Genomic DNA, 25,121 nt, shown 5'->3' with positions numbered 1-25,121 from the left:
GATCGTTGTTCTCTAACGTCTGGCAGTGGGGTGTTTCGTGTCGCCGCTCAAAGCTATGGTGCGGGCGAAGGACTTATGATGTTGACATCCACAGGCGTTGGAGCATCGTCCAGGGGAACCGCCCAAGATACGGTGTGAGCGATCGCGAGCAGCGTTAGTCCGACTAGCGCGATTAAGAAGCCGTCACGGAAGACCGTGACCATCGCTCGGCGAGTCCTCGACGTCGTATGCACTGCCATAACGTACTGTCGAAGCTCCTCTCGGCGGGGATCACGAAGGTGAACGAAACTTTCTACCTGGACTGCTCCAAGGACTTTGTTCGACACGGCAACACCGGCAAAAACCAGAACTGCCATGACGACAATGAGAACGCCGACCAACCAGATGACGAGCAAGCTGGTGGAGCTCGTGGCAACGGCCCAGAGCCGCTCGAAGGCGGCAGTGCTCAGTCCGATGGCCGCAATGATTGCTGTGAGTGCGAACTCTGCACGGCGCCGAACCGCCTCGATGCCCGCTGATTCGCTTTTCAGACGCTCGTCATAGGACGAACGCGCCAAGGCAAGGTTCCGTTTTGGGCACTCGTCTACCCACTCTGTTTCCGGTGCCGCTTCGTCCGGCATCCACACTTTCCTGCCGGCGAAGAGGCCCAGCGCCGTACTCACAACCATGCGAACTTCGGTGAACGCAAGTCTTGTCTTTTCGCGAAAAGTCTTCTTTCTCATGTGCCCGCCACGAGTAGACCTGCGAGGGCGTCAGTAATCGCCATACCCATTTGCTTGGGAAGAAAGAGCCACTGGCCCGAGGGGTTTACGTCGAGGAGGAACACCTCACCATCAGGCGTTTGAATCCAATCTTGGCTCGAGTATCCGAGACCGAGATGACTCGCAATTGTCAGCGCGCCTGTAGGCGCTATCAAGCTCGCGTCAGGGGCTTCTATGAATGCAGAATGATTGCGTGAACGCCGCCGCCAGTCAGCGGGAGCAGTTAGGTCAACATCTAGCGTTGCCACCCAGCTACGATCGCCGACGGTGACAACGCGAAGATGCTTAGCAGCCGGTATCCGTTCCTGGACAATGAATGGCGCTGCGGTCAGAGCGTTAAGTCGAATGTCTGTAGGCAACATCGACTCGGCGTAGACAGTCATTGTTTCACCGTCCTGGATGAACTGGCCCGTACCGAGAGGCTTAACAATGACCTCGTTCGAGAAGGATGTCGCGACTGCCTCACTACTCGTCGTCACTAGGGTTCTCGGGTATGGAATACCAAGCCTGACGGCCGCCTTCCATTGCCAGAGTTTCGATTCAGCTCTGCGCAGTGCCACTGGGCTTGTTATCCAACTTACTTTGGAGTCGTCCAGAAGCCATGAGTACGCCGAATACCAAGTGCCAAGCTCCAAAGCTCTCAGTGACCCTGCTTCGATGCCAAGCCCCCAGTCTGCCCGGTGAAGACGTCGTAACCACCCAAATCGCGCATCGGTGAGGTCGCGCCAAGCGCCGTCAATTTTCACGGCGTAACCTTCATCGCTTAACGAAAGACCATCGCTCATGACTGACTCAAGGTCGAAGATCAGTGGGCGATTTCCGCATCTTATGAGGGCATCCTCGACAGCTGCGATATGAGGATCATCACGTTCACCGATGAGGATGGGTGCTCTGGAACTCAACGAGGCCCGACGTAGCTTAGGAGGAGCTGCGTGACTGCCTCATCGGTATCGGACGATTCAATCGTCTCTGTGATCGTTGCTGTCCCGCGAACACCATCGACAACGCTTTGCGGGTAGCTTGCTAACTCGGCAAACATGGAGGTGGAGGCTTCTCTTGCCTGCATTAGCTCTCCATCAGAGACATCCCCAGCGGGGAAAACCCGAACCCGTGATCAGATGTCTCGATTGTGTGCGTGAGCGTTGAAGGCTGCGGACGGGGCCTAGGTTCGGGGTCATTACGCTGCATGTCCACTGCCAGCAGTCCGAACAACGACGTGGATGTGTTCATTGGACTCCAATGGCGGTTTACGACAGGGAACTCTTGAATCTTACCGTGGATGTCGACAACAGTGCAGTGGAGATGGAGGTCTTTGGGATCACAGCGATGTCTCTGGGACACGAAGCGAGTCGAGCCGGTCAGGTCGCTTGCTCGGCCGACTCGGCCATTGTTCTTCGTTCGGCGCGTACGGCGGCTCTTTCCCGCAGGCGCGCGCGACCCAGCAGGATCAGGCTGACCGGCCCCATGATGATGAACTTCATCGTGTTCCACAGGCAGAGGAGAACGAGGAGGTTGAGCCATCCGGGTCCGCCGTCTGTGATGAGGGTGGTGATGGTGCTCGCGGCCAGGAGGTAGGGCACGGCGAGGAGCATTGCGGGTACGCCCCACTTCAAGCCTCGTCGGGTGCGGATGGCGTCGAGGAGGATGTTGGTGGGCATGTAGCGGCGCAGGAATGCGCGGGTGTGGACGCTGAGAGTCCAGAGCTGGCGGATCATGACGGGGTTCCTCTCACAAGCACGACGGATCGTCGGAGGCGGTGCGTGTGTGAGTGGCCTTGCGGCCTGCCCCGTAGAGCGTCATATCAAGGAGAAATCCGCCTCACCCCAAGAGTACGACGCACCAGCGACATTCGGAAGGGCAACCGGTCACAGGCCCCGGCTCGCACCTTCACGGCGCACCATCCGTGCCGGGTCGTCGTGTCCTTCGGCGCCATCGAAGTCGCGGAGCCTTGCAAGGGCGGCTCTCGCTCGTGCGGCGTCGATCTTCTGCGCGTCACTGTCAGGTGCTGGGCCGAGCGGCGTGCGCGTGGTGATGCCGTAGCGGTCACGATACGCGGCCACGGTTCTCGCCTGCTGTTTCCAGGTCGTCGCGGCTCTCGCCTCAGCCGGCGTGCTTCCGAGCACGAGCGCCCATTCCTGTCGCTCGGTGAGAGCCTGGTCGAGAACAGCCACGGCGCGTTCTTCGATCAGCTCGCGCCGTTCGGTGAGTGCTTTCCGCATCTCGGCACTCATAGGCCCGGCGGCTTCGGGGATGAGGCCGGCGATCAGGCGGGGCGCCTTGCGGGTGCGCCCAGAACCCGCCGGCTTCGCAGTGGCGCGGGCGAGGCGGTGGTGCAGGACAGAGGCGATGTCGTCGGCGTCACCGAAGCCGCGTGCTGCGACCAGGCGCGGCATGAGGGCATCGATGTTGTGGTGGTTCGCTTCCGCCCGTCGTAGTTCAGCCGTGAGTGCTCCGAAGGCGTCAGAGTGGATCGTGTCTTCTGCTTCCTCCCGAGTGAGGCCGGATTCGCGGATGAGGGTGGCGAAGCGGTCGTGTTGGGCTGCTTGCGCGATCGTCTCGTACTCGGCCGCAAGCTGTCCCACCGACCCCCACATCTCTTGCTCGGTGGTGATCGTCTCGTGCGCGGACAGCTCGGCACCGACGTGCTGCAGCACCCCGTAGAGCACGCTCCGCGCGCTCGCATCCGGGTCGTCGGCCGGGTGCGGGGTGGTGTGGTTGTCGTCGGGGCGGTCGGTGGCGACGTAGACGAGGTTCGCGTGCCGGCCGCGGGTCATCGCGACATACAGGTTCTCCCTCGTCGTAGACGAATCAACAAGAACATGCGAGGTGTCGGTCGTGATGCCTTGCGCCCTATGCGCCGTCACTGCGTACCCCAGATCGACGTGATCCGAGACGTATCCGGCCGGGAGGATCACAGTGCCGCGGCTGTTTGCGCGGCGTGCGGTGAGTGATCCATCGTCTCGGATGTCGATGACCGTCCAGCGGTCGCCGTTGCGTACCCATCCCCGTGGGGTGCGGAGGCGTCGGTCGTTCTTGCGGGTGATGATCGTGTCACCGACCCCGGCACGCGCGTCGCCTTGGAGGGCGACTTCGCGGCGGGCATCCACGGTGCCGTCGAGGATGAGATCGGCGCGGGCGCGCTGGTTCAGCGCGTGGACGGAGTCGTTGGAGTCCGCGATCAACACCGTCGAAGCACCGTTGAGGGTGTCGTTGCGCCAGGCGGTGTAGGCGGCGTCGATCATCGCCTCGGTGTCGCCACCGGTGACGCGGTCATGTTCGGCGTACGTGTCGATGGCCTCGGTGCGCCCATGTCGGAGATCCAGCGAGGCCGTCTTCTCCGACTCGTTGACGAAGCGGTGCACGTCGACCAGTTCCGGGGCATCGGCGCGGTCGTGGACGAGGAGAGAGAACGCGCCGCCGGCGGTCACGGATTGCAGTTGCGCCCAATCACCCACAAGCAACACCTTTGCCCCGATCTCTGTTGCGTGCTCGGTGATGCGATCCAGGGAGAGAGTGCCGGCGAGGGAGGCTTCGTCCACGATCACCAGTTGCCCCTTGCGGAACGATGCGCCCGTGTTCTGGTGGTCTTGCCACCACTTCGCGGTGTTCTCCGTTCGGATGCCGAGATCATCTGCGAGGACTTGCGCGGCGACCGCGGACGGTGCGAGGCCGACGACGCTGCCACGCCCATGCTCCCGCTCCCACGCAGTACGCAGGGCGCGCATCGCTGTCGTCTTTCCCGCGCCGGCAGGGCCAACTAGCACATCGACTGCACGGCCTGAGATCGCAACAGCAGTGAGGGCTGAGGTTTGGTCGGCGGCGAGGAATCGGCCGTCGCGATCTGGGCGGCGGGTGACCTTCTCGATAACCTCGACCGGCACGATGGGTGCGGTCATGGTGCGGGCGCGCTCGAGGAGTCGATCTTCTGCCGCGAGGATGTCCGGTGACGAGTACACCGTCGACGCGATCGGCCGGAACCTGCTGCTGTCATCAGAGCGGCGGAACACGGCCGGGCTCGATGCGAGCTCGGGCGGAGTCAGCTGGAGGGAGGCGCGCTCTGCGGCATCGACGACCATTCCGACTACGGCTTCGCGATCCCTCGTGGTGGCGAACCGGTAGGGCATCGTTTGGCGGGCGGCTTCGGCGGTGAGGTTCCACCTACGCCAGGTCGACCGCTTCTCACCGACCGCCTCAACCACACTGCGGCCCAGAGCGTCGATCACATCCAGGGGCACGTCATCAGCGCGCAACAGTAGCGGCGTATCGTTCGTCACGGTGACGGTGCGGGACCAACTGGTGGCGTCTTCACCGAGAAGGTGCGACACCCGCTCCCGCCACTCACCGGTGAGGTCCGCGAGCGAACGCACTTGCTTCTCCGGCCTGGTCGCCAGCGTCGCTTGTGCGCGGAGCTTGATGACCGTCGCAAGCGATGGTTGTCTGCCGTGTGGGGCAACGTACTCGGCGATGAGACGGTTCTTCTCCTGATCAATCTGCCGCGCCCTGGACGAGAAATGCGCCACTAGGCTCTCCGGCACCGTGCTGATTGCCCAGGCGGGGTTGCGGTCGTGCCCCATGTCGCGGGCTTCCCATTCGACACCGAAGGCGCGGGTGAGGTGGTCAGCGAACACGGCTTCGTGGAGTTCTGAGAGCGCGACGGTGGCGGCGTGCAAGGGGCGTCCGTCGAGGGAGCGCCATTTTCCGTCGTGCACGGTTTGAACCTTGTTCGAGATCACCACATGCGTATGCAGATGCGGGTCACCCGCCCGTGAATCGTAGTGATCGAACGCGGTTGCGATCACGCCGGAGACATCGGCTTGCGCAACCGCCCCGTTGCGTCCTGCGACGCCGACGCGGGTTGCCGCAACCTCGCGTTCGATGAACGCAACCATCTCCGCAACCGCCGCATGATGAGCCTCCGCAATCAGCGATTGCGTCCCCGCATCCGATACCGCCCACAGCACCGATGCCGACTTCGGAATCGAGAACGTGAAATCGAACCCCGCAACCGCTTTCCGCGCGCCGCGTGTTCTCTCCTCAGCCTCGATTGCAGCGACTGCTTCCGCCCGCTCGGTCACGGGGAGATCGGCGTCGAGACGTGCGGTGCGATGCTCGATGCGCTCGGCAACCGTCGGGTACTTCCGGTACGGGCTGCCGAGCGCTTCGCCTGTCACGGGGTCGCGGCCCTGCCCGATCAGACGTTGAAGATGCTCCTCGGAAAGCTCATCATCGACAGCGATGCTTCTCCTGCCGAGTGCGGTGACGGCTGACCCGATCCACCTGCCGGGTGGGGTTCCTTCTTCCGTGTAGTACCTCGTCAGCGGGGTCGAGAGAGCACGGTCGCCGTCACCCGAGGCGACGGTGCGCAGGAGGTACTTGTAGCCGTCGCCGGCGGACATCACCCGCATCGAAACCGTCACCAGCCGCCGCCTCTCCTCACCCCGAAGGTGAGCTCCGCAGTCCGCGGCGCGGCGACTTCGGGGGTCACTTTCGGATGGTGGCGCTCCTCGCTTGCAAGACGCGTGACAACCCGTTCAAGCGAACCGCGAAGGGATCAGACGAGCTGCCCTGCGGGAGCGGCACGAGGAGTCGTGTGGAGCAGCCTGGGCGTTGGCCGGTGGGGTCGGCAGTGCACCTGGTTGGTGACCATCTCGGAGCAGCATCACGCCTCCGAGGATCACCGACTCAGGAGGCTCGCCGATGGCAGATACGACTCCCATCGCCCACGCCGAACCGCTGCGCGTCGGGTCGCTGTTCTCCGGCTACGGCGGGCTCGACCTCGCCGTCGAGGAAATCTTCGACGCCCGCACCATCTGGTTCTCCGAAATCAACCAGCCCATCGCCCGCGTCTTCTCCCACCACTGGCCCGACGCCCCCAATCTCGGCGACATCACCACCATCAACTGGAATACCGTCCCGCCGGTGGACATCCTCTGCGGCGGCTTTCCTTGCCAGGACGTGTCGACGGTCGGGAAGATGGCCGGCCTCAAGCCCGGCACTCGCTCCGGACTCTGGTCTCACATGGCCGCAGCAATCGATGCTCTGCAACCGGAGTGGGTCGTGATCGAGAACGTCCGCGGGCTGCTATCTGCACCCGCGATCCGCACGATCCCCGAAGGAGACAACGATGAGCAACGCAACCCCAGAGGTGCAACTCCCAGCGGCGCAACCCCTCGCGGTGTGGAATCCGACTCGTGGCATTTGGGAGAAACCGCAGCTCGACCTCTTCGGGCAGCAGGAGCAGTTCTGGGAGACCTGGCCGACCTCCGGTATGACGCGCAATGGATCGGTCTACCCGCTTCCCACGTCGGCGCACCCCATCCCCGATACCGGGTCTTCATCCTCGCCCACCGCACTCTTCCGAACCCCACTGGCGTCGGACGCTTCACGCGGCGGGGAGAGCTTGCAGCAGGTGAAAGCGCGCCGTGGCACGATTGCACTGAGCCATCAGATCATCGACCTCGCCCTCCACGGGCCGAACGGCTACCCGCGCCCGGAAGAGTCCGAGAGCCTGTGGTCGTTGATCGGGCAGCTCTTCGACGCTGGGGACGATACGCCGAAGCTGTGACCCGCTGGGAGCAGATCAGTCGCCGCGCTGCTCCGTCACCGGCGATTCTGAGCGACGAGACCGGCCCGCGTCCAGCACCCCTATTCGTCGAATGGCTTATGGGGCTACCGTCCGGATGGGTGACCGATGCGTGTCATGCGCTGACCACCAACCAACAACTTGCTTCGCTCGGGAATGGTGTTCTCCCGAGGCAAGCTGTCGCGGCTTTGAGAACGGCCTGGGAGATGCTCAATTCCTGACAGACTCCAGCACTGCAAGGACCCGCTCGTTGCCCGCATGCTCACCAAGGCTGAGCGCGGCTAAGCTGCTCCCGGTGCCGCATTCGATCGAGACGCGACAGTCAATGGATGGAAACAAGTAGTGGCTCCTGCTGCCTCCGGCGGCGCGGTGCTCGGGCTTTGGTGTTGGGAATGCGTTAGGAACCCGCGACGATCTGCGGGCTTGCTGCATGAGCTCCGTATGGCGCTCTCGCGGTGGCCTCGTGATCGGGTGAGCATCAGTGCATGTCTCTTGTAAGTTCCACACCCGGCCGGGCGCCACAGCCCAGCGGCTCTCGGCTGCCACGACCCGTGCGCTGGGGCTCCATATATCACGCTGTTGCGCGTCACGGGGTAGGAACGTCCCGGCTCATCGTTTATTCGCCGGTGTCGTCGGAGCATGAACGGTTCTGGGCACGGTCGGCGAGTGCTTTCGCGCCGATGTCCCTGAGCGTGGGTCTGCTGCTGTGGCTTCTGCTTGTCGCGATTGGCGCGTCTCCTGAGGCGTCGGCGGTCGGGATCGTGCTGGTGGGGGTGTCGACCGGAGCGTTCCTGTGGTGGAAGGCACGTCCCCTTCGTGGACGCGTGGCAACGGCGTGGTCGAGCCGGTTCGTGCTCTGGCCTCATCGTGATGATGAGGATCGTGAAGAGATGATCACCACGCTGTCGTTGCTGATGGAGCGCGCAACACAGGATCTTCGCCACGGGAGAATCACGCGAAGCGTGTACGACCGCGTGTGGATGGCCGTCTACGAGGAGACGCATGCACTGTCTCCCGGGCGAGATAAGTAAGCACCCGGATTCGCGCTGGGAGCCCCCACCCGTGACCATCGATGGCTCCACGGGTAGGGGCTTCCACGACGCTAAAGAAGTGCTTCTGCGGCGGCGGCGGCAATGGATCTGTGTGCGATCTGATCCCAGGAGGTCGCGTAGTGGCTCTCGAGAGGTGTGGTGGTAACCCTCTGGTGTACGCGTTCGGCGAGTGCTGCGGGGTCGGTGCGGCAGGTGGTGACGATTCCGGTAATGCAGATGTCGCGACCGTGGCGCATTTCGATCTCGGCGTGGTGTGCGCAGATTGCTGCGGACAATGCGTTGACGGCGCGGTCAGGGGTCGGTGAGTCAGACGGGACTTCGACGATGTAGAAGATGTGCCGCACCAGGGGGTGAGTGCGCAGCGGTTTCGCGAGGATGTCATGCGCTGCCCGGAGTTGAGTCCGGAGCGCTTGCCGAGGGTGGTTCGTGTCGGGCACGCGGACTCCCACAATCATGGTTCGCGCCCTCCGATCGTCGAGTGCGCCGTGATTGTGAGGAGCGGCCGCGGCAAGATACGCGAGGCTGTCGAGCGAGTCGCCGTAAAGGAGCAAACGAGCCTGCCCAGGCTGCGGGCCTACCGGAGACGAGCGGATGGTGTGTCGGGTGGTGTCCATTATTTGAGGCACCTGCCTTGCCACTGCTCGCCGTCACTGCCGGGGTGGATACGGGTGGGGTGGCTGGTGATCTGCCCGAGTGTGATCGTGCCATCGCAGGTGAGGGCGAGGAGGTCGCCGGGGGCGCAGGTCTGCGGAAGCAGCACCCTGATGGCGGTCTGCGTGTGCGGGGAGCGCAGCAGGGTCGTCTTACGGCGCCGCGCGTTCGGGCACTGCACGGGCAGGACGTCATGGACGCGGGAATCGAGGGCGGACAGGTCGCAGTCGACCGTCAGTTCCATGGGGTGTCGGAGCCCGCGGCGCGGTGTGCGGGCGAGGATTGCCGTAATGACGACGCTGCGGTAATCCTCTCCTCGCGCCGACGCGTTGCTGGGCGCGATCAGGAGGCAGGGGGTGCCGCGTTGTGCGGCGAGGGTGGAGAGTGATTGCGCGCCGATGCTGATGTCGCGGTCGGCGAACGTCGTGTCTGCGGGCCAGGGTGGGCAGTCCTCGTACAGGGCAGCAAGCGCCATCGCACGGGAAGAGATCAAGGTGTGCATGATGCTCATCTGGCCACCGCGAGTTCCCGTGCCTGTTCTGCGGGTACGAAGGCTTCCTGCGGACGCGGGCGCACATCGCTGAGTGTGACCGCTCCGGCGCAGGGGACGGTGAGAAGGTCGCCTTGGTGGATGTCTGCGGGAAGGGTGACGATCGGGTACGGCCAGGGCGCAGACCCGGTTTCGCCCGGGATGAGTTCTATGGTGGTGTTCTTCGCCGTCGAGGTGCGGCCGATGAGTCGGCACTCGTCCCAGTACGGTGTTACCCGGTCAAATCCGCAGTCGGTGAGGGCAACGCGTTTATCGCTGTCAGTGTCGATGCGGAGGGTGACCTGGAAGACGAGGACGGTGACATCGTTGCCGATCCCCTGGGCGCGCGCCTGGGCCGGTTTCGGGTGCGGCAGGTCCCCGGTGAGGAGCGCCGGCGTGCCGCTGATCTCCACCAGTCGCCTCAGGGACACTCCGCCGATCACGACATCCGAGACCGTGGGGACGGTGTGCTCGGGCCAATGCCGGGGTTGGAGAGGGTCGGGGATGCTGCGTCTGAGGGTGGGGAGAATGGCGGTGAGGGTCATGCCTCCACTTCTACGCGGCAACCACCGGGCAGGGAACAGCCCCTCACGGAACTCATGCGCCTTCCCGGCCTGCCGCTAACAGCACCACGCAGAGGAGGGTAGCGACCCGCGTCCGTGCCCGCGGCGCGCTTTGCGGGCCCGTCGTGTTAGCGGCGCGTCAGAGTCCGCCCGATCCTCGTATGGGTTCTGTTAGGACGCCTGTTTCGGTGGTGTGGGTGGGTGTTTGATCGTGAGTTGCGCCCGCTGTTTCGGGTTGCGCGGCTAGTGGTCCTGCTGTCGCTTGTTATCCGAATGGAGCTTGTTGTGCTTGACATCGTCTACGTGCTCGGCGTGATCGCCTTGTTCGTCGTCGTCGGGCTGCTGGGGAAGGCGGTGGAGAAGCTGTGATCGTTTTTGAACTTCTCGCCGCCGGTCTCGGGGTCGCGGCGATCGTGTATCTCGTGTTCGCTCTCGTGAAGCCGGAGCGTTTCTGATGGAGTGGTGGATGCTGATCGCGAGCGTCGCAACGCTCGCCCTCGCCCTGGGTCTGCTGTACCGGCCCGTCGGCGATTACATGGCCTGGGTGTTCACGACCCGGAAGAACTGGAAGGTCGAACGCGGGATCTATAAGGTCATCGGCGTTGACCCGTCGAAGGAGCAGTCCTGGCAGGTCTATCTGCGGTCGGTGCTGTACTTCTCGGTCGTCGGCGTGCTGCTGCTGTTCCTGTTGCAGCGCACGCAGCAGTGGTTGCCGTATTCCCTGGGGAACGAGAACATCGACTCGGGGGTGGCTTTCAACACGGCTATCTCGTTCGTCACCAACACCAACTGGCAGGCGTACTCCGGTGAGGACCTGTCGTACACCGTGCAGTTCGCCGGCCTGGCGGTGCAGAACTTCGTCTCTGCGGCGACGGGTATCGCCGTGGCCGTGGCACTGGTGCGCGGGTTTGCGTACCGCCGCTCGGGCACCATCGGCAACTTCTGGGTCGACCTGGTCCGTGGCACGTTCCGTATTCTTCTTCCGCTCTCGATCGTCGGGGCGATCGTCCTGATCGCCGGCGGCGTCGTGCAGAACTTCAACGGCTACGTCGATGTCACCACCATCACCGGGGGCACGCAGACGATTCCGGGTGGGCCGGTAGCGTCCCAGGAAGTCATCAAGGAGCTCGGCACGAACGGCGGTGGCTTCTACAACGCGAACGCGTCACACCCGTTTGAGAACCCGACCGGGTGGATCAGCCTCTTCCAGTGCTTCTTGATCCTGCTGATTCCGTTCTCGCTGCCACGTACCTTCGGCAAGATGGTCGGCGATAACCGGCAGGGGTACGCCATCCTCGCTGCGATGGGCACGCTTTACCTGGCCTCGGTCGCGGCGCTTGCGGCGTTCGAGTTCGCCGGCGACGGCACCGCCCCGCAGTTGGCGGGCGCCGCCATGGAAGGCAAGGAGGCCCGTTTCGGGCTCGCGCAGTCCGTGATCTACGCCGGCACGACCACCCTCACCTCCACCGGGTCGGTGAATTCCATGCACGACTCGTACACGGCTCTGGGCGGGATGATGCCCATGGTCAACATGCTGTTGGGCGAGATCGCTCCAGGTGGTGTCGGTGCGGGTCTGTACGGGATGCTGATCATCGCGGTAATCGCCGTGTTCGTCGCGGGACTGCTCGTGGGACGCACTCCCGAGTACCTGGGCAAGAAGATCGGCCCGCGGGAGATGAAGCTGGCGAGCCTGTACATCCTGGTGATGCCGCTGCTCGTCCTCGGTGGTGTCGCGCTCAGCTTCGCGATCCCCGCGCTGCGAGACAGTATCGTCAACGAGTCGCTCACGAACACCGGATCGCACGGCCTGTCCGAGGTGATCTACGCGTTCGCGTCGGGCGCGAACAACAACGGGTCCGCGTTCGCGGGACTGACCGCCAGTACCCCGTGGCTGACGGCCGCGATCGGTGTCGCGATGTTGTTCGGCCGGTTCATCTCGATCGCGCTGGTCCTCGCCCTGGCAGGCTCCCTCGCCGCGCAGGACAAGATCCCCGCGACCGCAGGAACCTTGCCCACGCACCGGCCGCTGTTCGTCGGGCTCACTGTCGGCACCGCAGTCCTGGTGACCGCACTCGTTTTCTTCCCCGTTCTCACGCTGGGTCCCCTGGCGGAAGGGCTGCTGTAAACCATGTCAACTCTCACACACACCCCTGTTCCCGAGGCGCCGAAATCGTCGGCGCCCGCACGGCGCAAGACCCTGACCTGGGCGCAGATCCAGGCCGCGCTCCCCGGTGCGCTCCGCAAGCTCGACCCTCGCGCCCAGTGGCGCAACCCGGTGATGTTCATCGTGTGGGTCGGCGCCGCGCTCACCACGCTGCTCGCCGTCGTCGAGCCCTTCCTCGGCGGCCCCGCGGAGTCGGGTGGCACGAGCGTGCCCTGGTCATTCACCTGGATCATCGCCGTTTGGCTGTGGTTGACGGTGCTGTTCGCGAACCTCGCCGAGTCGATCGCCGAAGGCCGCGGCAAGGCGCAAGCCGACACGCTGCGTAAGACCCGCACCAGCACCACCGCGCACCGGGTGGTCAGCTACCACCCCGGCACCGATCCGGCAGCGGAGCAGACCCCGGCGGCGGACGTGTCCTCGGCGGATCTGCGGCTGGGCGACATCGTCGTGGTGTCCGCCGGGGAGCTCATCCCCGGCGATGGGGACATCGTATGGGGCATTGCGAGCGTGGACGAGTCCGCGATCACCGGTGAGTCGGCCCCTGTGGTGCGTGAGTCCGGCGGTGACCGGTCCGCCGTCACCGGCGGCACCCGGGTGCTCTCGGACCGGATCGTCGTGCGGATCACGTCCAAGCCGGGCGAGACGTTCGTGGACCGGATGATCGCGCTCGTGGAAGGCGCGGCCCGCCAGCGCACCCCGAACGAGATCGCGCTGAACATCCTCCTCGCGTCGCTGTCGATCGTGTTCGTCGTCGTCGCGCTGACGCTGAACCCGATCGCCTCCTACCCGGCGAGCCCGGCGAGTATCACCGTTCTGGTGGCGCTGCTGGTCTGCCTCATCCCCACCACGATCGGAGCGTTGCTGTCTGCGATCGGCATCGCGGGCATGGACCGTCTCGTGCAACGCAACGTCCTGGCCATGTCCGGGCGGGCGGTGGAAGCGGCCGGAGATGTGACCACGCTGCTGCTGGACAAGACCGGTACCATCACCTACGGCAACCGCCGCGCGACCGCGTTCGTCCGGTTGGACGGCGTCCGCGAGCGGGAGCTCATCGAGGCCGCCGCACTCTCGTCCCTGGCCGACCCGACCCCGGAGGGCAAGTCGATCGTCGATCTTGCCCACGTAGAGGGAGTCGACGCGGAAGCCGCAGGGAACGGGGAGATCGTGCCGTTCACCGCGCAGACCCGCATGTCCGGGCTGGACATGCCCGACGGGTCTCAGATCCGAAAGGGCGCCGGCTCGGCGATCACCGCCTGGCTGGAAGAGGACGGCACGCGCCTTCCCAGCAGTGTGCTCGCCGAGTTGGATGAGCACGTCGAGCACATCTCCTCCTCCGGCGGCACCCCGCTGGTGGTGGCGGTCAAGACCGGGACAGGACAGCGACGGGTGCTTGGAGTGGTCCACCTCAAAGACATCGTCAAGGAGGGCCTGACCGCGCGGTTCGCGGAACTGCGCGCCATGGGCATCCGCACCGTGATGGTCACCGGCGACAACCCGCTCACCGCAGCGGCGATCGCGAAGGAGGCCGGCGTGGACGACTTCCTCGCCGAGGCCACCCCCGAGCAGAAGCTCGCCTACATCCGCAAGGAGCAGGAGGGCGGCAGCCTGGTCGCGATGACCGGTGACGGCACCAACGACGCGCCCGCGCTCGCGCAGGCCGACGTGGGCGTCGCGATGAACACCGGCACGTCGGCGGCGAAAGAGGCCGGAAACATGGTCGACCTGGACTCCGACCCGACCAAGCTCATCGACATCGTCGCGATCGGCAAGCAGTTGCTGATCACCCGCGGCGCGCTGACCACGTTCTCGATTGCGAACGATATCGCGAAGTACTTCGCGATCATCCCGGCGATCTTCATGGGCGTGTTCCCGGGCCTGTCGGTGCTGAACGTCATGGGGTTGCACTCGCCCGCATCGGCGGTGCTGTCGGCGGTGATCTTCAACGCGATCGTGATCGTGTTCCTCGTGCCCCTCGCCCTGCGCGGCGTGAAGTACCGGCCGATGAACGCGTCGAAGATCCTCGGCCGCAACCTCGCCGTCTACGGCCTGGGCGGCATCATCACCCCCTTCATCGGCATCTGGCTCATCGATCTCCTCGTGCGCCTGATCCCCGGATTCTGACCTGCGAAAAGGAACACACCCCATGAACACTGCAACACGCAGCAGCGGACGGACCCTGTGGGTCGCTACCCGTGCGCTGCTGATGTTCACCGTCGTCCTCGGCATCGGCTACACCCTGCTGATCACCGGGATCGGACAACTCGCCTTCCCCGCCCAGGCCAACGGATCATCCCTCACGAACAATGAGGGCGACGTCGTCGGGTCTTCGCTCATCGGCCAGTCCTTCACCGACTCCGACGGCAACCCGTTGCCGGAGTACTTCCAGAGCAGGCCCTCCGCTGCCGGAGACGGCTACGACGGGCGCTCCTCGTCGGGAACGAACTGGGGCCCGGAGAACGAAGACCTGATCGCGGCGATCACCGAGCGTAAGGCTCAGGTCGCGGAGTTCAACGGCGTCACCGAGGCCGACGTGCCCGCGGACGCGGTGACCGCGTCGTCGTCGGGACTGGACCCGCACATCAGCCCCGCCTACGCGCAGATCCAGATCGACCGGGTCGCCGACGTGCGCGGGATCCCCGCCGAGCAGGTGCGGGAACTCGTCGCGGCACACACCCAGGGCCCCGACGCCGGGTATTTGGGAGAATCGAGGGTGAACGTTCTGGAACTGAACCTCGCCCTGGACGAGTTGGAGGACTGATCATGCCGAAACGGGGGCAGCTTCGGGTGTTGCTCGGCGCTGCCCCCGGCGTCGGCAAGACCTTCACCATGCTGGAAGAAGGGCGACGCCTCCTCGGGAACGGGAAAGATGTCGTCGTCGGGATCGTGGAAACCCACGGCCGCGCAGCAACAGCGGCGATGACCGCGGGAATCCCGGCCGTACCGCGCACACGCATCGAACATCGCGGGGTTGCCCTCGAGGAGATGGACCTGCAGGCGGTGCTGGACCGTGGCCCCGAGATCGCGCTCGTCGACGAGCTCGCGCACACCAACGCGCCCGGCTCGAAGAACGACAAACGCTGGCAAGACGTCGAAGAACTCCTCGCCGCAGGCATCGACGTCATCTCCACCCTCAACATCCAGCACATCGAATCCCTCAACGACGTCGTCGAACAGATCACCGGCGTCCCGCAACGAGAGACCGTCCCCGACAGCTTCCTCCGCGGTGCGGAACAGATCGAGGTCGTCGACCTCGCCCCGCAAGCGCTCCGCGACCGGCTCAGCGGCGGATTCGTGTACCCGGCCGAACGCATCGACGCGGCCCTGTCGAACTACTTCCGCCTCGGGAACCTCACCGCGCTACGCGAGCTCGCCCTCATTTGGCTCGCGGACGAGGTCGACCAGGCGCTGAAGGGATACCGCAAAGACCACGGCATCGACAGCACCTGGGAAGCCCGCGAACGCGTCGTCGTCGCCCTCACCGGCGGCCCCGAAGGCGAGACGCTGCTGCGCCGCGGCGCGCGGATCGCGGCCCGCTCCGCCGGCGGCGAGCTCATCGCCGTGCACATCACCAGCCAAGACGGGCTCCGCACCGGGAACCCGGCGACCCTTGCCGAACAGCGTGCGCTCGTCGAAAAACTCAACGGCACCTACCATCAGGTCATCGGGGAAGACATCCCCACCGCCCTGGTCGAGTTCGCCCGCTCCGTCAACGCCACCCAGCTCGTCCTCGGCGCCAGCCGCCGCGGACGCGTCACCGCCGCGTTCACCGGACCCGGAATCGGCGCCACCGTCGTCCGCGAATCCGGCGACATCGACGTGCACATGGTCAACCACGCCGCCGCCGGCAAACGCTTCACCCTGCCCCCTCTGACCGGAGCGCTCACCCGCAAACGACGCATCCTCGGCTTCGTCGTCGCGCTCCTGGGCGGGCCCGCGCTTACCGCACTGCTAAGCCTGTTCCGCAGCGAAGACTCGATCACCACCGACGTCCTCAGCTACCAGCTCCTCGTCGTCATCGTCGCGCTCGTCGGCGGCCTCTGGCCAGCCCTGTTCGCCGCCGTCCTGTCGGGCATCACACTCGACTTCCTATTCATCGAACCGCTGTACACGATCCACATCCACCAGCCGCATCATCTGCTGTCCCTGATCCTGTACGTCCTCATCGCGAGCCTGGTGAGCTTCGTCGTCGACCGGGCCGCCCGTTACACCCGAGCTGCCCGACGCTCCGCCGCCGAATCCGAACTCATCCAGACCATCGCCGGCAGCGTCCTGCGCGGAGACAACGCGATCCAAGCACTCATCGACCGCACCCGCGAAGCCTTCCAACTCCCCGGCGTGCGGCTAATGCGCGGCGAAGACGTCCTCGCCCGGTCCGGGGAACCGCTGCCCGACAACCATCACGCCAGCCTCCGGATCACCGACGACACCACCCTGGAACTGCACGGCCCCGACCTCGCCGCATCCGAGCAACGCCTCCTTGCCGTCGTCACCGCACAACTCGCCGCAACCCTCGAACACGAGCACCTCACCGAGATAGCGAAACAGATCGAACCGATCGCGGCATCGGACCGGGTGCGCGGTGCGCTCCTGTCCGCGCTCAGCCATGATCTGCGTCGCCCGCTTGCGGCCGCCTCTGCCGCGGTCGGGGGGCTCAAAGCGGCAGGACCCGACCTGGAGCCCGCGCAGAAGCGGGAACTGCTCGACACCGCCGAGGAGAGCCTGGGCGCACTCGCAACCCTGGTCACCGACCTCCTCGACGTCAGCCGACTGCAAGCCGGGGTTCTCACCATCGCGGAGATCCCGACCGATCCCGCCGAGACCATCGCGCCCGCCCTCGACGAACTCCACCTCGGCCCCACCGACGTCACCCTCTCGCTCAATCACGGTGACGCGGTGGCGCACGCCGACCCGGTCCTGCTCCAACGCGTGCTCGTCAACCTCCTCACCAACGCGCACCGCTACACCCCGGCCGGCACCTCCATCCACGTCAGCACCAGCACCTTCGCCGACCGGCTCGAAATCCGCATCATCGACCGCGGCCCCGGCATCCCACCCGAAAAACTCGACGACATCTTCCTACCCTTCCAACGCCTCGGCGACACCGACAACACGACCGGCCTCGGACTCGGCCTCGCCCTCTCGCGCGGATTCATCGAAGCCATGCACGGCACCCTCACCCCCGAGGACACCCCCGGCGGCGGACTCACCATGGTCATCTCCCTTCCCACGATCTCCACGAGCCAGGAGCCGTCATGAAAATCCTCATCGCCGACGACGACCCCCAGATCCTCCGTGCCCTGCGCATCACCCTCACCGCCAAGGGGTACGAGATCTTCACCGCGGCCGACGGCGCCCAGGCGATCACCGCGGCCATAGACCACCACCCCGACATCTTCCTCATCGACCTCGGCATGCCCGAACTCGACGGCATCGAAGTCATCCACGGCATCCGCGGCTGGTCCCAGGCACCCATCCTCGTCGTCTCCGGGCGTGCCGGCGCCGCCGACAAAGTCGAAGCCCTTGATGCGGGCGCCGACGACTACATCACCAAACCCTTTGCTGTCGAAGAACTCCTCGCGCGCATCCGCGCCCTTACACGGCGTGTTCCCCAAGAAGACGCCACGCCCGTGGTGCACCTCGGCAACGTCACCATCGACCTCGCCGCCCACAGCGTTACCCGCGAAACTGCCGACGGGCAGAAACAGATTCGACTCACCCCCACTGAATGGCAGTTCATCGATATCCTCATCCGCAACGCCGGGAAACTCGTCACTCGCCAAACCATCCTCACCACCATCTGGGGCACTGAACACGCCGAAGACACCGGCTACCTCCGCCTCTATGTCTCCCAACTCCGCCGCAAACTAGAAGAAGACCCGAGCAATCCGACATATCTGCTCACCGAACCCGGCATGGGCTATCGGCTCGATGGCATGACCACCTGACGCTCAGCACCCCCGGGCGATGAACATTCTCGACACCATCGGCATCATCGGCGAGATGCTGTCCTGGATCGGTGCAGTCATCGGCATCCCCTTCCTGATCGCAGCGCTAATCATCGCCGCCATCGATGGTCAGCGCACTCCAACGAACGTCACCATCGTCGAGGACCTCGATCAGCAGCGGATCGCGATATGGAGCGTGAAGGAACGCATATGTACGCGCACCCTCACACCCCGCGATGATCTTCGTGACCACGATTCGGCCACCGTCATCGGATACGTTTCCGAACGTCGGCCCGAGAGGCTTCACCTACACAGACGCTCCCACGCGGAGCGTCTCTGCCGCACCCTCGCATTCACTATGCTCAGCACCGCATCAATCGGATTCCTCGCATCCCTCCTCCCCATGTTCTGGTGACCTTTCCCCCTCAGCACAACCTGCACGCGGTCAGCGCTGTGTGAGGTAGCCGTTAGAGTTCGGGCAACCCTCGTATGGGTACCGTTAGGGGTACTCGGTTCTCGGTCGCCTGTGGCCTTCGATTGTCATCTATGACCAGTGGTTTTCGGGGGGAAGAGCTTGCGCCGCCCGTTGGCATGCAGGCTGCGTCGGCGTCCGCGTTCTCGCCGTTGCTCGCCCGAACCCAAGTCGCTCACGACCCGATTGATCCAATTGCTTTCGATTGCGTCAAGTTCATTGTTATTCGGGCGGGCCGAGCTCGACTCTTTAGTGAGTTTGGCGCGCACTTTGTCAGCGTCGGTGATGTTGCTGTCCTGGCGGCGAACACTCTGTGTGGCGCCGAACCAGATGGATGGGTAGCGACCACAACGCTCTATCTCGACCGAGACTACGTCATCGATCAAGTGTTCTGGCAGTACGCTTCACAGTTCCAGGAGCGGCCTGACGCGAGCCAGTTTCTTGATACGCACTATGCGGAGCCCACTCAAGTCCTCCGCATCGGTAAACACCGGGCCGGGCTTATGATGCCATGGCTTGACGAACTCGCTGCGTTGAGCGCCGAAGGAGTTCCTCCTGACCGGTTCTATAGGGCGCAATCGCTAGTCTCCGCCGTCTTCGATGTCTTGGTTCCGTTTATCGTGGTCACCAACGAAGGAACAGGAGTCGCGCGGCGAAACTCGTCGGTTCCCACCGCGCCACGTCATCGCCCCTTCCGCCCTGTACGACCTGAGGTGCTGGATATTGCACAATCCTTGCGCGTGGAACTGGATCGCCACTGGACCGTGGGCGAGCTCGCCTCAAGAGCGCATCTCTCTGTGTCTCAACTGCGCCGAGTATTCGTCGATGCGTTTGGCAAGTCACCGATCTCGTACCTGACGATGCTGCGTGCCGAACGGATGGCTCACCTCCTGCGCGTGGAGGACGCACCTATCTCGGAGATCGCCGCCAGGGTGGGTTGGAACGATCCTGACTTCGCTGCACGTCAGTTCCGCAGGAGCATCGGCGTGTCCCCGTCGGAGTATCGCAGAATCAGCAGTGGTGCTCCGGCAGGCTCTAACCCTGAGTGAACGCGCGTATGGCCGGGCGAAACGCTCATGTTTGGCGCGCAGATCCTCGGGGCGTTAGCGAAATGATGTAGACCGAGTTTGACCACGTCGGGTTCAGTGATGCACCTGACGGTCGCTCACTCTTCTGTCCGTCGTCCGTCTCGATTGCGTTCCCTGACTCCCTTCGCGCACCTTCTGGTCGCAGAGGTCACCCGCCGTGTGCAGGTGCCTGCGGAAGGAGGACGACGATGGCAACCACGGAGGACGCGCGGGCGGCGAGGGATGCGAAGCTCGACGCTTTGCATGAACAGCTCACCGGCGCGGTGGAGTCTTTGGTATCGGGTGAAGACTGGAAACGAGCGTTGGAGTTCGCGGCACGGTTCCGTGCCCGCTCGTTCAACAACACGCTGCTGATCTTCGTCCAGCATCAGGCGGCGTTCGAGGCCGGGCGGGTCGCGGAGCCTGTGCCGACGTATGTGGCGGGGTTCAAGCAGTGGCAGGCACTTGGCCGGCAGGTGGAGAAGGGCCAGTCGGGGTACATGATCCTCGCTCCGGTCACGGGCAGGTTCGCGTCGTTTACGCCGAAGGTCGCGGAGTCGTGGCGTCGGCTCGGACGGTTCGAGAAGCCGAAGCCGGGTGAGGCTGTGCGGTCGCGCATGGTCGGTGTCCGTCCCGCTTATGTCTGGGATGTCTCCCAAACCGCGGGCGATCCGATCCCCGCCCCGCCGTCGCCGCGACTCCTGGAAGGTGAAGCGCCCGATGGGCTCTGGGTGGGCATCGCCCGGCTGGTGGAGGCGGAGGGATTCGCGGTGTTGCGGGTGCCACATGAGGGCATGATCCACGGCGCGAACGGCCTCACCGACTTCGGCGCGAGAACGGTCGCGGTGCGGGAGAACATGCCCGAGGCGGCACAGGTGAAGACCCTCGTTCACGAACTCGCACACGTCCTCCTCCACGGGCCGGAGAACCCGGATACATCGGGGCATCGTGGGATCGGTGAAGTCGAGGCGGACTCTGTCGCGTTGATGGTCGCCGCCGCTCACGGCATGGACACCTCCGATTACACGATCCCGTATGTGTCGGGGTGGGCCGCGACGGTGCCGGAGAAGTCCCCGGTCGAGGTCGTCCAAGCCACCGGCGAACGCGTGAGAAAGACCGCCGCGTCGATCCTCGACCAACTCCCCACCGAGCTGATCAGCAACGGCGATCCTCCCGGTCTGAACCGCGATGCGCCGCCCAAGAAGCCTGGAGTGTCTGAGCAAGCGCCCGATGCTGATCCGCTCGCTGAGGAGCCGCGCCGAGCAGCGGCCAGCTCGGTGAGGAGCCTGTGATGCGCGCGATCAATGTGTTCGCTGAGGTGAACGGGATGCCGCTCGCTGATGCCGCCGCGCGCTTCGCGGCTGCCGGGGTGCCGGTGTTCCCGTGCGTGCAGGGCGAGAAGCGCCCGCTCGTACGCCGAGGGTTCCATGACGCGAGCACCGACGCTCAGCAGGTTGCGGCGTGGTGGTCGAGGTGGCCGTCCGCGAACATCGGCATCCCCACCGGTGCTGCTTCCGGGGTCGAGGTCGTCGATGTCGACGTGCACCAGGCCGGCACCGGATTCCCCGCCTTCCGAGACGCGCACCGTGACGGGTATGCGGCGGGGTGGGCGGCGCTCGTGCGCACCCCCTCCGGTGGTCTGCACGCCTACTACCCAACGAACCCAGGCCATGTGCAGTCGTCGTGGCAGGCGGCGCGGGCGCATGTCGATTTCCGTGGCGACGGCGGCTACATCATCGCCCCACCCTCCCAAGTGCTCCGCCCCAGTGGCGTCCGGGCACCGTATCGGCTGATCGTCATCTCCGGCGGCACACCGACCCCGGTGGATGCGGCGCGGCTGCGCGAGTTCCTGGACCCCCGCACCCCGATCCCCATTGACCGTGCTCGTGCGGTTCGGGGTGGCCAGCGGGGTTCGGATGCGAAGGTGCTCGCCGGGTGGGTGGCTGGTCGTGGTGAGGGCGAGCGGAACCGTGGTCTGTTCTGGGCCGCGTGCCGCCTCGCCGAAGCCGGCACCCCGCCCGATGCAACCCTTGAAGCGTTGGGGCCTGCCGCGGAGCATGCGGGGCTCGGGTCGCGGGAGATCATGGCGACGATCCGCTCCGCCTACCGCACCACCCACCCTGCACCTCGAACCACAGCCGAGCTGGCGGTGGATGAGCGTCGTCTGGTGCGCGGATCACCGGGACGGGTGCTGTCATGAGCGCTATCGAAACTGCTTCGCCGAGGGGTCGCCGCCTGGCGGTCGTGACGGCGATCACGGGGACGGTGTTCATCGCCGCCGGGGCGTTCTGGTTGTCGTTCACCGCCCTCGCCGATCTCGCACGCAGGTCTGGGATAGATGCAGGACAGGCGTGGGCGTGGCCACTGATCGTGGATGGCATCATCGTGGTCGCGACCGTCGCCGTCGTCGCGCTCGCCAGTCAGCGCCGCCCCACCTGGTATCCGTGGACGCTGCTCGCCGCGGGTGCGGTGGTGTCGGTGACGGCGAACGCGATCCACGCGATCATTGCCGCCGACACCGATGTCCCCAGCGTGCTTGCCGCGTCGGTCGCCGCGATCCCGCCGCTCGTGCTGCTCGCGATCACTCACCTCACCGTCATCCTCACCCGCCCCATCACACCGATCACGAAAGCAAACGAGACCGTGCCGGACCTGGTGCCGGTCGAGCCCACTGAGGCGACAACGGATGATGCTGCGCCGGGGCTGGAAGACGCACCGACGCCCACGCCAACGGTCGCGGTGGTGTCGGTGAGTGCGCGGCGGGCGGAGGCGGCGCAACTGCGGGAGGTGGACGGGTGGTCGAACAAGCAGATCGCCCGATACCTGGGCGTACACCCCTCGACCGTGGGCCGCTGGTTCGGCACTGAAACGAAGGAAGAGACATCATGATTGACGCTGCAGAGACCAACCGGGCCGAGGTACCCGAGGCGAGACCCGAGCCGACTGAGGCAGCGGAGGCAGAGCGTTCGGCGTTCGCTGTGTATCGCGACCCCTCACTCGCCACGACTGCTGCTGCTCCTGGTTCGCGTGTGGGGCGGGGGATCGCGTGGGTGCGGCCGACTGATCTGATCGCGTCGAGCACCGCCCGAATCGCAGGCCGCGGCATCAACCTCCAGGCCGAGCTCGTGCATCGAGCCCGCCGCGCACCTGGGCAGGCATACCGTGCGACCCGCGATGGTGTCCGTGACATCCGAGATCGCCACGCGCAACGAACGACGCCCGGAGAGTCGTCGGTGTTCGAGTCGTTCGATGTGTTCGAGCCGCAGGATCAGCGCCGTTCGTCATCATGGGTGCGTCCGTCTGGGATCGGGCTGGGGTGAACGGCCATGTACCGGGATCGGTGGCGAGATATCGGCGGGATGCCGGTGCGCACCTTCCTGTCAGGAGGTGCCACCATGCCACAACACCACAATCACGATCGGCGCGATCGGCGGCGAGGATTCGAGAACTCTGAACGACTCCGAGAACTCCTCACCCGCCTCGACAACAACGGGCCGGGCGCATGGCGCAGCGACCCGGAAGCCGCGGCGCTCATGCAGCACTCCGCCCAGAAATACGCAGCCCTCGCCCGAAAGCACGGCCTCGACCCGTGGGAGGCAGCGACCGCGGCGTTCGAGGCGATGCGCACCGCCGCTGTCCGCCGAGCCGATGACCCCTGGGCGGTCATTACCCGGGCCGTGCAGATCACGTGTATCGCGGAGAACCGTGCGAACGGGCTGCTGTGCTCGGTGCATCAAGCACGCCGCCCCAAATACTCCAGTTTCCACGACGCCGAGCGCTTCTCCGACCGCGAGAACCCCCTCACCGACTATCACCCCGCGTTCCACGCCGACCCCTTCACCGAGGACGACGCTGACTACGAGACCGAAGACACTGGGTCAACGAGTGTCAAGTCCGCGGTCGAGGACGCCATCGCACTGTTGTGCTGGCATGGGTGGGAGCCGGAGGTGGCGCGGGCTGCGGTGGAGTGCATCTGCGCCCGCCTGGCCGAGTCCGTCTCCCGCGCTGGCGCCTACGAGTCGTTGCGGCGGGATCGTCATGCCCGCGCGCTCCTCGACATTCCCGCCCCGTCTTGGTATCGGTTGCTGCGCATCATCCTCGGTTCACCCGACCCACATCTTTCGGGTACGAATGCGGGCCGCGGGGTGCTGCTGCGGCTGCTGATCGGTGAATCCCTCCGCCATCTCATCGCAGATGTCGAGTTGGAGACCTCGATCAAGGTCGCCGCTCCCGGCACGATGCGGGGCCGGCCATGAGCGAGCCGGGGCATATCGAGTTGGAGCGGTCGGTCGATTCGATCTGGGCCGGCCGCCGCCACCGCGAAGACTACGGCGACATCGACTCGCTCGTGGCGTCGATCATGCGGGATGGGCTGTTGCAGCCGATCACGATCACACCGGACGGAATGCTGATCTGCGGCGCCAGACGCCTCGCCGCGATCCGCCGGCTCGGGTGGAAGACCGTGAACGTATGGGTGCGCTCCAGCATCTCCACCACCCTCGGGCAGCTCCTCGCCGAACAAGACGACAACCTGCTCCACAAGCCCCTCACTCGCACCGAAGAAGCCACCCTCTACGCCGAACTGAAAGCCCTCATGGCCGAGGACGCGGCAGGCCGACAGGAAGCGTCACGGTTCACCTCAAAACAAGAAAACCCCAGGTCACACGGTGCCGCCACCGTGGCGGCACCGCAAAAGGGCGAAACCCGGCAGCAGGCCGCACTCATGGTCACTGGCCGCAACTCCTACACCTCGCTGGAACGCATCAACGAGTTGCAACAGATCGCCACTGACCGCTCCCAGACCGAAGAGGTGCGGAGCCGAGCGCGGGACGAGCTTGATCGGATTGATGCGGGCGAGTCGATCACCGGGGCACAGCATCGCATCCGAGCCGCGCAAGCCCTCGCCGAACTCGATGCCCTCGCCGAAGACTCTGCACAACCCGCAGGCATCCGCGACACCGCCGCAGCTGGTGCCGCACGCCTGCGGGAGCTCGAAGACACCGCACGGCCGGCGGATTTGCAGCGATTGGCGGAGATCGCGGTGGAGCGGGCGAGGACTGCGACGAAGAAGCGCTCCAACCAGCTCGCATCCGCGCGCCTGCGCGCTGTCGAGGAACCGGTGCGTGAGTTTCTGCCGGTGCGGTCGTTCGTCTACCTCTGGGATGAACTCTCCACCTGGGCTGAACGCTACGACCCCGGCACCATCGGGCCCGCCCTCTCGAACGAGCAATGGGTCATGTTCGAGCAAGCCGTCACTGCAACGATCGCATTCCTGGATGCCGCTCGCACGGCACGGAACGCGCGCCGCGACACCGCCTGACCCCTCCTTCCGCC

General features: G+C 65.3%; 23 protein-coding genes. 16 read left to right on the top strand and 7 right to left on the bottom strand.

The window, feature by feature from the left end; genetic code table 11:
• Positions 1 to 53 precede the first annotated feature (53 nt).
• The 4 genes from GPA02_RS03805 to mobF form a co-directional block, all read right to left on the bottom strand.
• Positions 54 to 722: a hypothetical protein gene (locus tag GPA02_RS03805; protein ID WP_156198520.1), complete on the bottom strand. Its 669-nt coding sequence runs from the start codon at positions 720 to 722 to the stop codon at positions 54 to 56.
• Positions 719 to 1,663: an ATP-grasp domain-containing protein gene (locus GPA02_RS03800; protein ID WP_156198519.1), complete on the bottom strand. Its 945-nt coding sequence runs from the start codon at positions 1,661 to 1,663 to the stop codon at positions 719 to 721. Before GPA02_RS03800 ends, GPA02_RS03805 begins: the two co-directional genes overlap by 4 nt.
• A 456-nt stretch (positions 1,664 to 2,119) precedes the next feature.
• A complete protein-coding gene (locus GPA02_RS03795; protein WP_156198518.1) occupies positions 2,120 to 2,476 on the bottom strand; it encodes a sulfate permease in 357 nt (118 codons plus the stop codon).
• A gap of 150 nt (positions 2,477 to 2,626) precedes the next feature.
• Positions 2,627 to 6,166: a MobF family relaxase gene (gene mobF, locus GPA02_RS03790; RefSeq protein WP_156198659.1), complete on the bottom strand. Its 3,540-nt coding sequence runs from the start codon at positions 6,164 to 6,166 to the stop codon at positions 2,627 to 2,629.
• Positions 6,167 to 6,458: 292 nt separating this feature from the next.
• On the opposite strand from mobF, the gene GPA02_RS03785 reads away from it, so the two are divergent.
• Entirely contained in the window at positions 6,459 to 7,565 is a 1,107-nt protein-coding gene (locus GPA02_RS03785; RefSeq protein ID WP_156198517.1) for a DNA cytosine methyltransferase, read from the top strand.
• Positions 7,566 to 7,829: 264 nt separating this feature from the next.
• Entirely contained in the window at positions 7,830 to 8,375 is a 546-nt protein-coding gene (locus GPA02_RS19515; protein ID WP_338027455.1) for a DUF6611 family protein, read from the top strand.
• 71 nt (positions 8,376 to 8,446) lie between these two features.
• Here GPA02_RS19515 and GPA02_RS03775 read toward each other — a convergent pair whose 3' ends face one another.
• The 3 genes from GPA02_RS03775 to GPA02_RS03765 are packed head-to-tail and all read right to left on the bottom strand — an operon-like array spanning position 8,447 to position 10,121.
• On the bottom strand, positions 8,447 to 9,010 hold the full coding sequence (locus GPA02_RS03775; RefSeq protein WP_156198515.1) for a hypothetical protein: 564 nt from the start codon (positions 9,008 to 9,010) through the stop codon (positions 8,447 to 8,449).
• On the bottom strand, positions 9,010 to 9,558 hold the full coding sequence (locus tag GPA02_RS03770) for a hypothetical protein (RefSeq protein WP_156198514.1): 549 nt from the start codon (positions 9,556 to 9,558) through the stop codon (positions 9,010 to 9,012). The genes GPA02_RS03775 and GPA02_RS03770 overlap by 1 nt, the downstream gene beginning before the upstream one ends.
• Positions 9,555 to 10,121 (bottom strand): hypothetical protein, encoded by a 567-nt coding sequence (locus GPA02_RS03765; RefSeq protein WP_062764915.1) that lies wholly within the window; start codon positions 10,119 to 10,121, stop codon positions 9,555 to 9,557. The genes GPA02_RS03770 and GPA02_RS03765 overlap by 4 nt, the downstream gene beginning before the upstream one ends.
• A gap of 219 nt (positions 10,122 to 10,340) precedes the next feature.
• Here GPA02_RS03765 and GPA02_RS03760 point away from each other — a divergent pair, with 219 nt between their 5' ends.
• The 14 genes from GPA02_RS03760 to GPA02_RS03695 all read left to right on the top strand — a co-directional run bounded on the left by GPA02_RS03760 (position 10,341) and on the right by GPA02_RS03695 (position 25,107).
• Positions 10,341 to 10,508, top strand: coding sequence for a hypothetical protein (locus GPA02_RS03760; protein WP_156198513.1), 168 nt, complete (start codon positions 10,341 to 10,343; stop codon positions 10,506 to 10,508).
• Positions 10,505 to 10,594 carry a potassium-transporting ATPase subunit F gene (locus GPA02_RS19570; protein ID WP_035731468.1) on the top strand — a complete coding sequence of 30 codons (90 nt, stop codon included), beginning with the start codon at positions 10,505 to 10,507 and terminating at the stop codon, positions 10,592 to 10,594. The genes GPA02_RS03760 and GPA02_RS19570 overlap by 4 nt, the downstream gene beginning before the upstream one ends.
• Positions 10,594 to 12,264 (top strand): potassium-transporting ATPase subunit KdpA, encoded by a 1,671-nt coding sequence (kdpA, locus tag GPA02_RS03750; protein WP_156198512.1) that lies wholly within the window; start codon positions 10,594 to 10,596, stop codon positions 12,262 to 12,264. The genes GPA02_RS19570 and kdpA overlap by 1 nt, the downstream gene beginning before the upstream one ends.
• Before the next feature lie 3 nt (positions 12,265 to 12,267).
• Entirely contained in the window at positions 12,268 to 14,424 is a 2,157-nt protein-coding gene (gene kdpB, locus GPA02_RS03745) for a potassium-transporting ATPase subunit KdpB (RefSeq protein WP_062764909.1), read from the top strand.
• 22 nt (positions 14,425 to 14,446) lie between these two features.
• On the top strand, positions 14,447 to 15,061 hold the full coding sequence (gene kdpC, locus GPA02_RS03740) for a potassium-transporting ATPase subunit KdpC (protein WP_156198511.1): 615 nt from the start codon (positions 14,447 to 14,449) through the stop codon (positions 15,059 to 15,061).
• Between the two features lie 2 nt (positions 15,062 to 15,063).
• Positions 15,064 to 17,559, top strand: a complete 2,496-nt coding sequence (locus GPA02_RS03735) for an ATP-binding protein (protein ID WP_156198510.1) — start codon at positions 15,064 to 15,066, stop codon at positions 17,557 to 17,559.
• Positions 17,556 to 18,248 carry a response regulator gene (locus GPA02_RS03730; RefSeq protein WP_067243069.1) on the top strand — a complete coding sequence of 231 codons (693 nt, stop codon included), beginning with the start codon at positions 17,556 to 17,558 and terminating at the stop codon, positions 18,246 to 18,248. Before GPA02_RS03735 ends, GPA02_RS03730 begins: the two co-directional genes overlap by 4 nt.
• A 19-nt stretch (positions 18,249 to 18,267) precedes the next feature.
• Positions 18,268 to 18,663 carry a hypothetical protein gene (locus GPA02_RS03725; protein ID WP_156198509.1) on the top strand — a complete coding sequence of 132 codons (396 nt, stop codon included), beginning with the start codon at positions 18,268 to 18,270 and terminating at the stop codon, positions 18,661 to 18,663.
• Positions 18,664 to 18,794: 131 nt separating this feature from the next.
• Positions 18,795 to 19,769: a helix-turn-helix transcriptional regulator gene (locus tag GPA02_RS03720; RefSeq protein ID WP_240133865.1), complete on the top strand. Its 975-nt coding sequence runs from the start codon at positions 18,795 to 18,797 to the stop codon at positions 19,767 to 19,769.
• Positions 19,770 to 19,996: 227 nt separating this feature from the next.
• The gene (locus tag GPA02_RS03715; RefSeq protein WP_156198508.1) at positions 19,997 to 21,079 is read left to right on the top strand and encodes an ArdC-like ssDNA-binding domain-containing protein; all 1,083 of its coding nucleotides are present in this window, start codon (positions 19,997 to 19,999) and stop codon (positions 21,077 to 21,079) included.
• Positions 21,079 to 21,987, top strand: coding sequence for a bifunctional DNA primase/polymerase (locus tag GPA02_RS03710; protein ID WP_156198507.1), 909 nt, complete (start codon positions 21,079 to 21,081; stop codon positions 21,985 to 21,987). Before GPA02_RS03715 ends, GPA02_RS03710 begins: the two co-directional genes overlap by 1 nt.
• Entirely contained in the window at positions 21,984 to 22,676 is a 693-nt protein-coding gene (locus tag GPA02_RS03705; RefSeq protein WP_156198506.1) for a DUF2637 domain-containing protein, read from the top strand. The genes GPA02_RS03710 and GPA02_RS03705 overlap by 4 nt, the downstream gene beginning before the upstream one ends.
• Before the next feature lie 506 nt (positions 22,677 to 23,182).
• Entirely contained in the window at positions 23,183 to 24,043 is an 861-nt protein-coding gene (locus GPA02_RS03700; RefSeq protein ID WP_156198657.1) for a hypothetical protein, read from the top strand.
• Entirely contained in the window at positions 24,040 to 25,107 is a 1,068-nt protein-coding gene (locus GPA02_RS03695) for a ParB N-terminal domain-containing protein (RefSeq protein WP_156198505.1), read from the top strand. Before GPA02_RS03700 ends, GPA02_RS03695 begins: the two co-directional genes overlap by 4 nt.
• The last annotated feature ends 14 nt before the right edge of the window (positions 25,108 to 25,121 follow it).

The organism is Actinotalea caeni (assembly GCF_009733795.1).
Lineage (GTDB): Bacteria > Actinomycetota > Actinomycetes > Actinomycetales > Beutenbergiaceae > Pseudactinotalea > Pseudactinotalea caeni.
Note: the sequence above shows the minus strand (reverse complement) of the source record. Positions and strands in the feature narration are given on the sequence as shown.

Excerpts from the sequence above, each read along its gene's own strand:
- GPA02_RS03700 (WP_156198657.1), top strand. The coding sequence starts at position 23,183 with ATGCCACAACACCACAATCACGATCGGCGCGATCGGCGGCGAGGATTC.
- kdpB (WP_062764909.1), top strand. The coding sequence starts at position 12,268 with ATGTCAACTCTCACACACACCCCTGTTCCCGAGGCGCCGAAATCGTCG.
- kdpA (WP_156198512.1), top strand. The coding sequence starts at position 10,594 with ATGGAGTGGTGGATGCTGATCGCGAGCGTCGCAACGCTCGCCCTCGCC.
- GPA02_RS03725 (WP_156198509.1), top strand. The coding sequence starts at position 18,268 with ATGAACATTCTCGACACCATCGGCATCATCGGCGAGATGCTGTCCTGG.
- GPA02_RS03710 (WP_156198507.1), top strand. The coding sequence starts at position 21,079 with ATGCGCGCGATCAATGTGTTCGCTGAGGTGAACGGGATGCCGCTCGCT.
- GPA02_RS03720 (WP_240133865.1), top strand. The coding sequence starts at position 18,795 with ATGACCAGTGGTTTTCGGGGGGAAGAGCTTGCGCCGCCCGTTGGCATG.
- GPA02_RS03695 (WP_156198505.1), top strand. The coding sequence starts at position 24,040 with ATGAGCGAGCCGGGGCATATCGAGTTGGAGCGGTCGGTCGATTCGATC.
- GPA02_RS03730 (WP_067243069.1), top strand. The coding sequence starts at position 17,556 with ATGAAAATCCTCATCGCCGACGACGACCCCCAGATCCTCCGTGCCCTG.
- GPA02_RS03770 (WP_156198514.1), bottom strand. The coding sequence starts at position 9,558 with ATGAGCATCATGCACACCTTGATCTCTTCCCGTGCGATGGCGCTTGCT.
- GPA02_RS03795 (WP_156198518.1), bottom strand. The coding sequence starts at position 2,476 with ATGATCCGCCAGCTCTGGACTCTCAGCGTCCACACCCGCGCATTCCTG.
- kdpC (WP_156198511.1), top strand. The coding sequence starts at position 14,447 with ATGAACACTGCAACACGCAGCAGCGGACGGACCCTGTGGGTCGCTACC.
- GPA02_RS03765 (WP_062764915.1), bottom strand. The coding sequence starts at position 10,121 with ATGACCCTCACCGCCATTCTCCCCACCCTCAGACGCAGCATCCCCGAC.
- GPA02_RS03735 (WP_156198510.1), top strand. The coding sequence starts at position 15,064 with ATGCCGAAACGGGGGCAGCTTCGGGTGTTGCTCGGCGCTGCCCCCGGC.
- mobF (WP_156198659.1), bottom strand. The coding sequence starts at position 6,166 with ATGCGGGTGATGTCCGCCGGCGACGGCTACAAGTACCTCCTGCGCACC.
- GPA02_RS03785 (WP_156198517.1), top strand. The coding sequence starts at position 6,459 with ATGGCAGATACGACTCCCATCGCCCACGCCGAACCGCTGCGCGTCGGG.
- GPA02_RS03775 (WP_156198515.1), bottom strand. The coding sequence starts at position 9,010 with ATGGACACCACCCGACACACCATCCGCTCGTCTCCGGTAGGCCCGCAG.
- GPA02_RS03805 (WP_156198520.1), bottom strand. The coding sequence starts at position 722 with ATGAGAAAGAAGACTTTTCGCGAAAAGACAAGACTTGCGTTCACCGAA.
- GPA02_RS03715 (WP_156198508.1), top strand. The coding sequence starts at position 19,997 with ATGGCAACCACGGAGGACGCGCGGGCGGCGAGGGATGCGAAGCTCGAC.
- GPA02_RS03705 (WP_156198506.1), top strand. The coding sequence starts at position 21,984 with ATGAGCGCTATCGAAACTGCTTCGCCGAGGGGTCGCCGCCTGGCGGTC.
- GPA02_RS19515 (WP_338027455.1), top strand. The coding sequence starts at position 7,830 with ATGTCTCTTGTAAGTTCCACACCCGGCCGGGCGCCACAGCCCAGCGGC.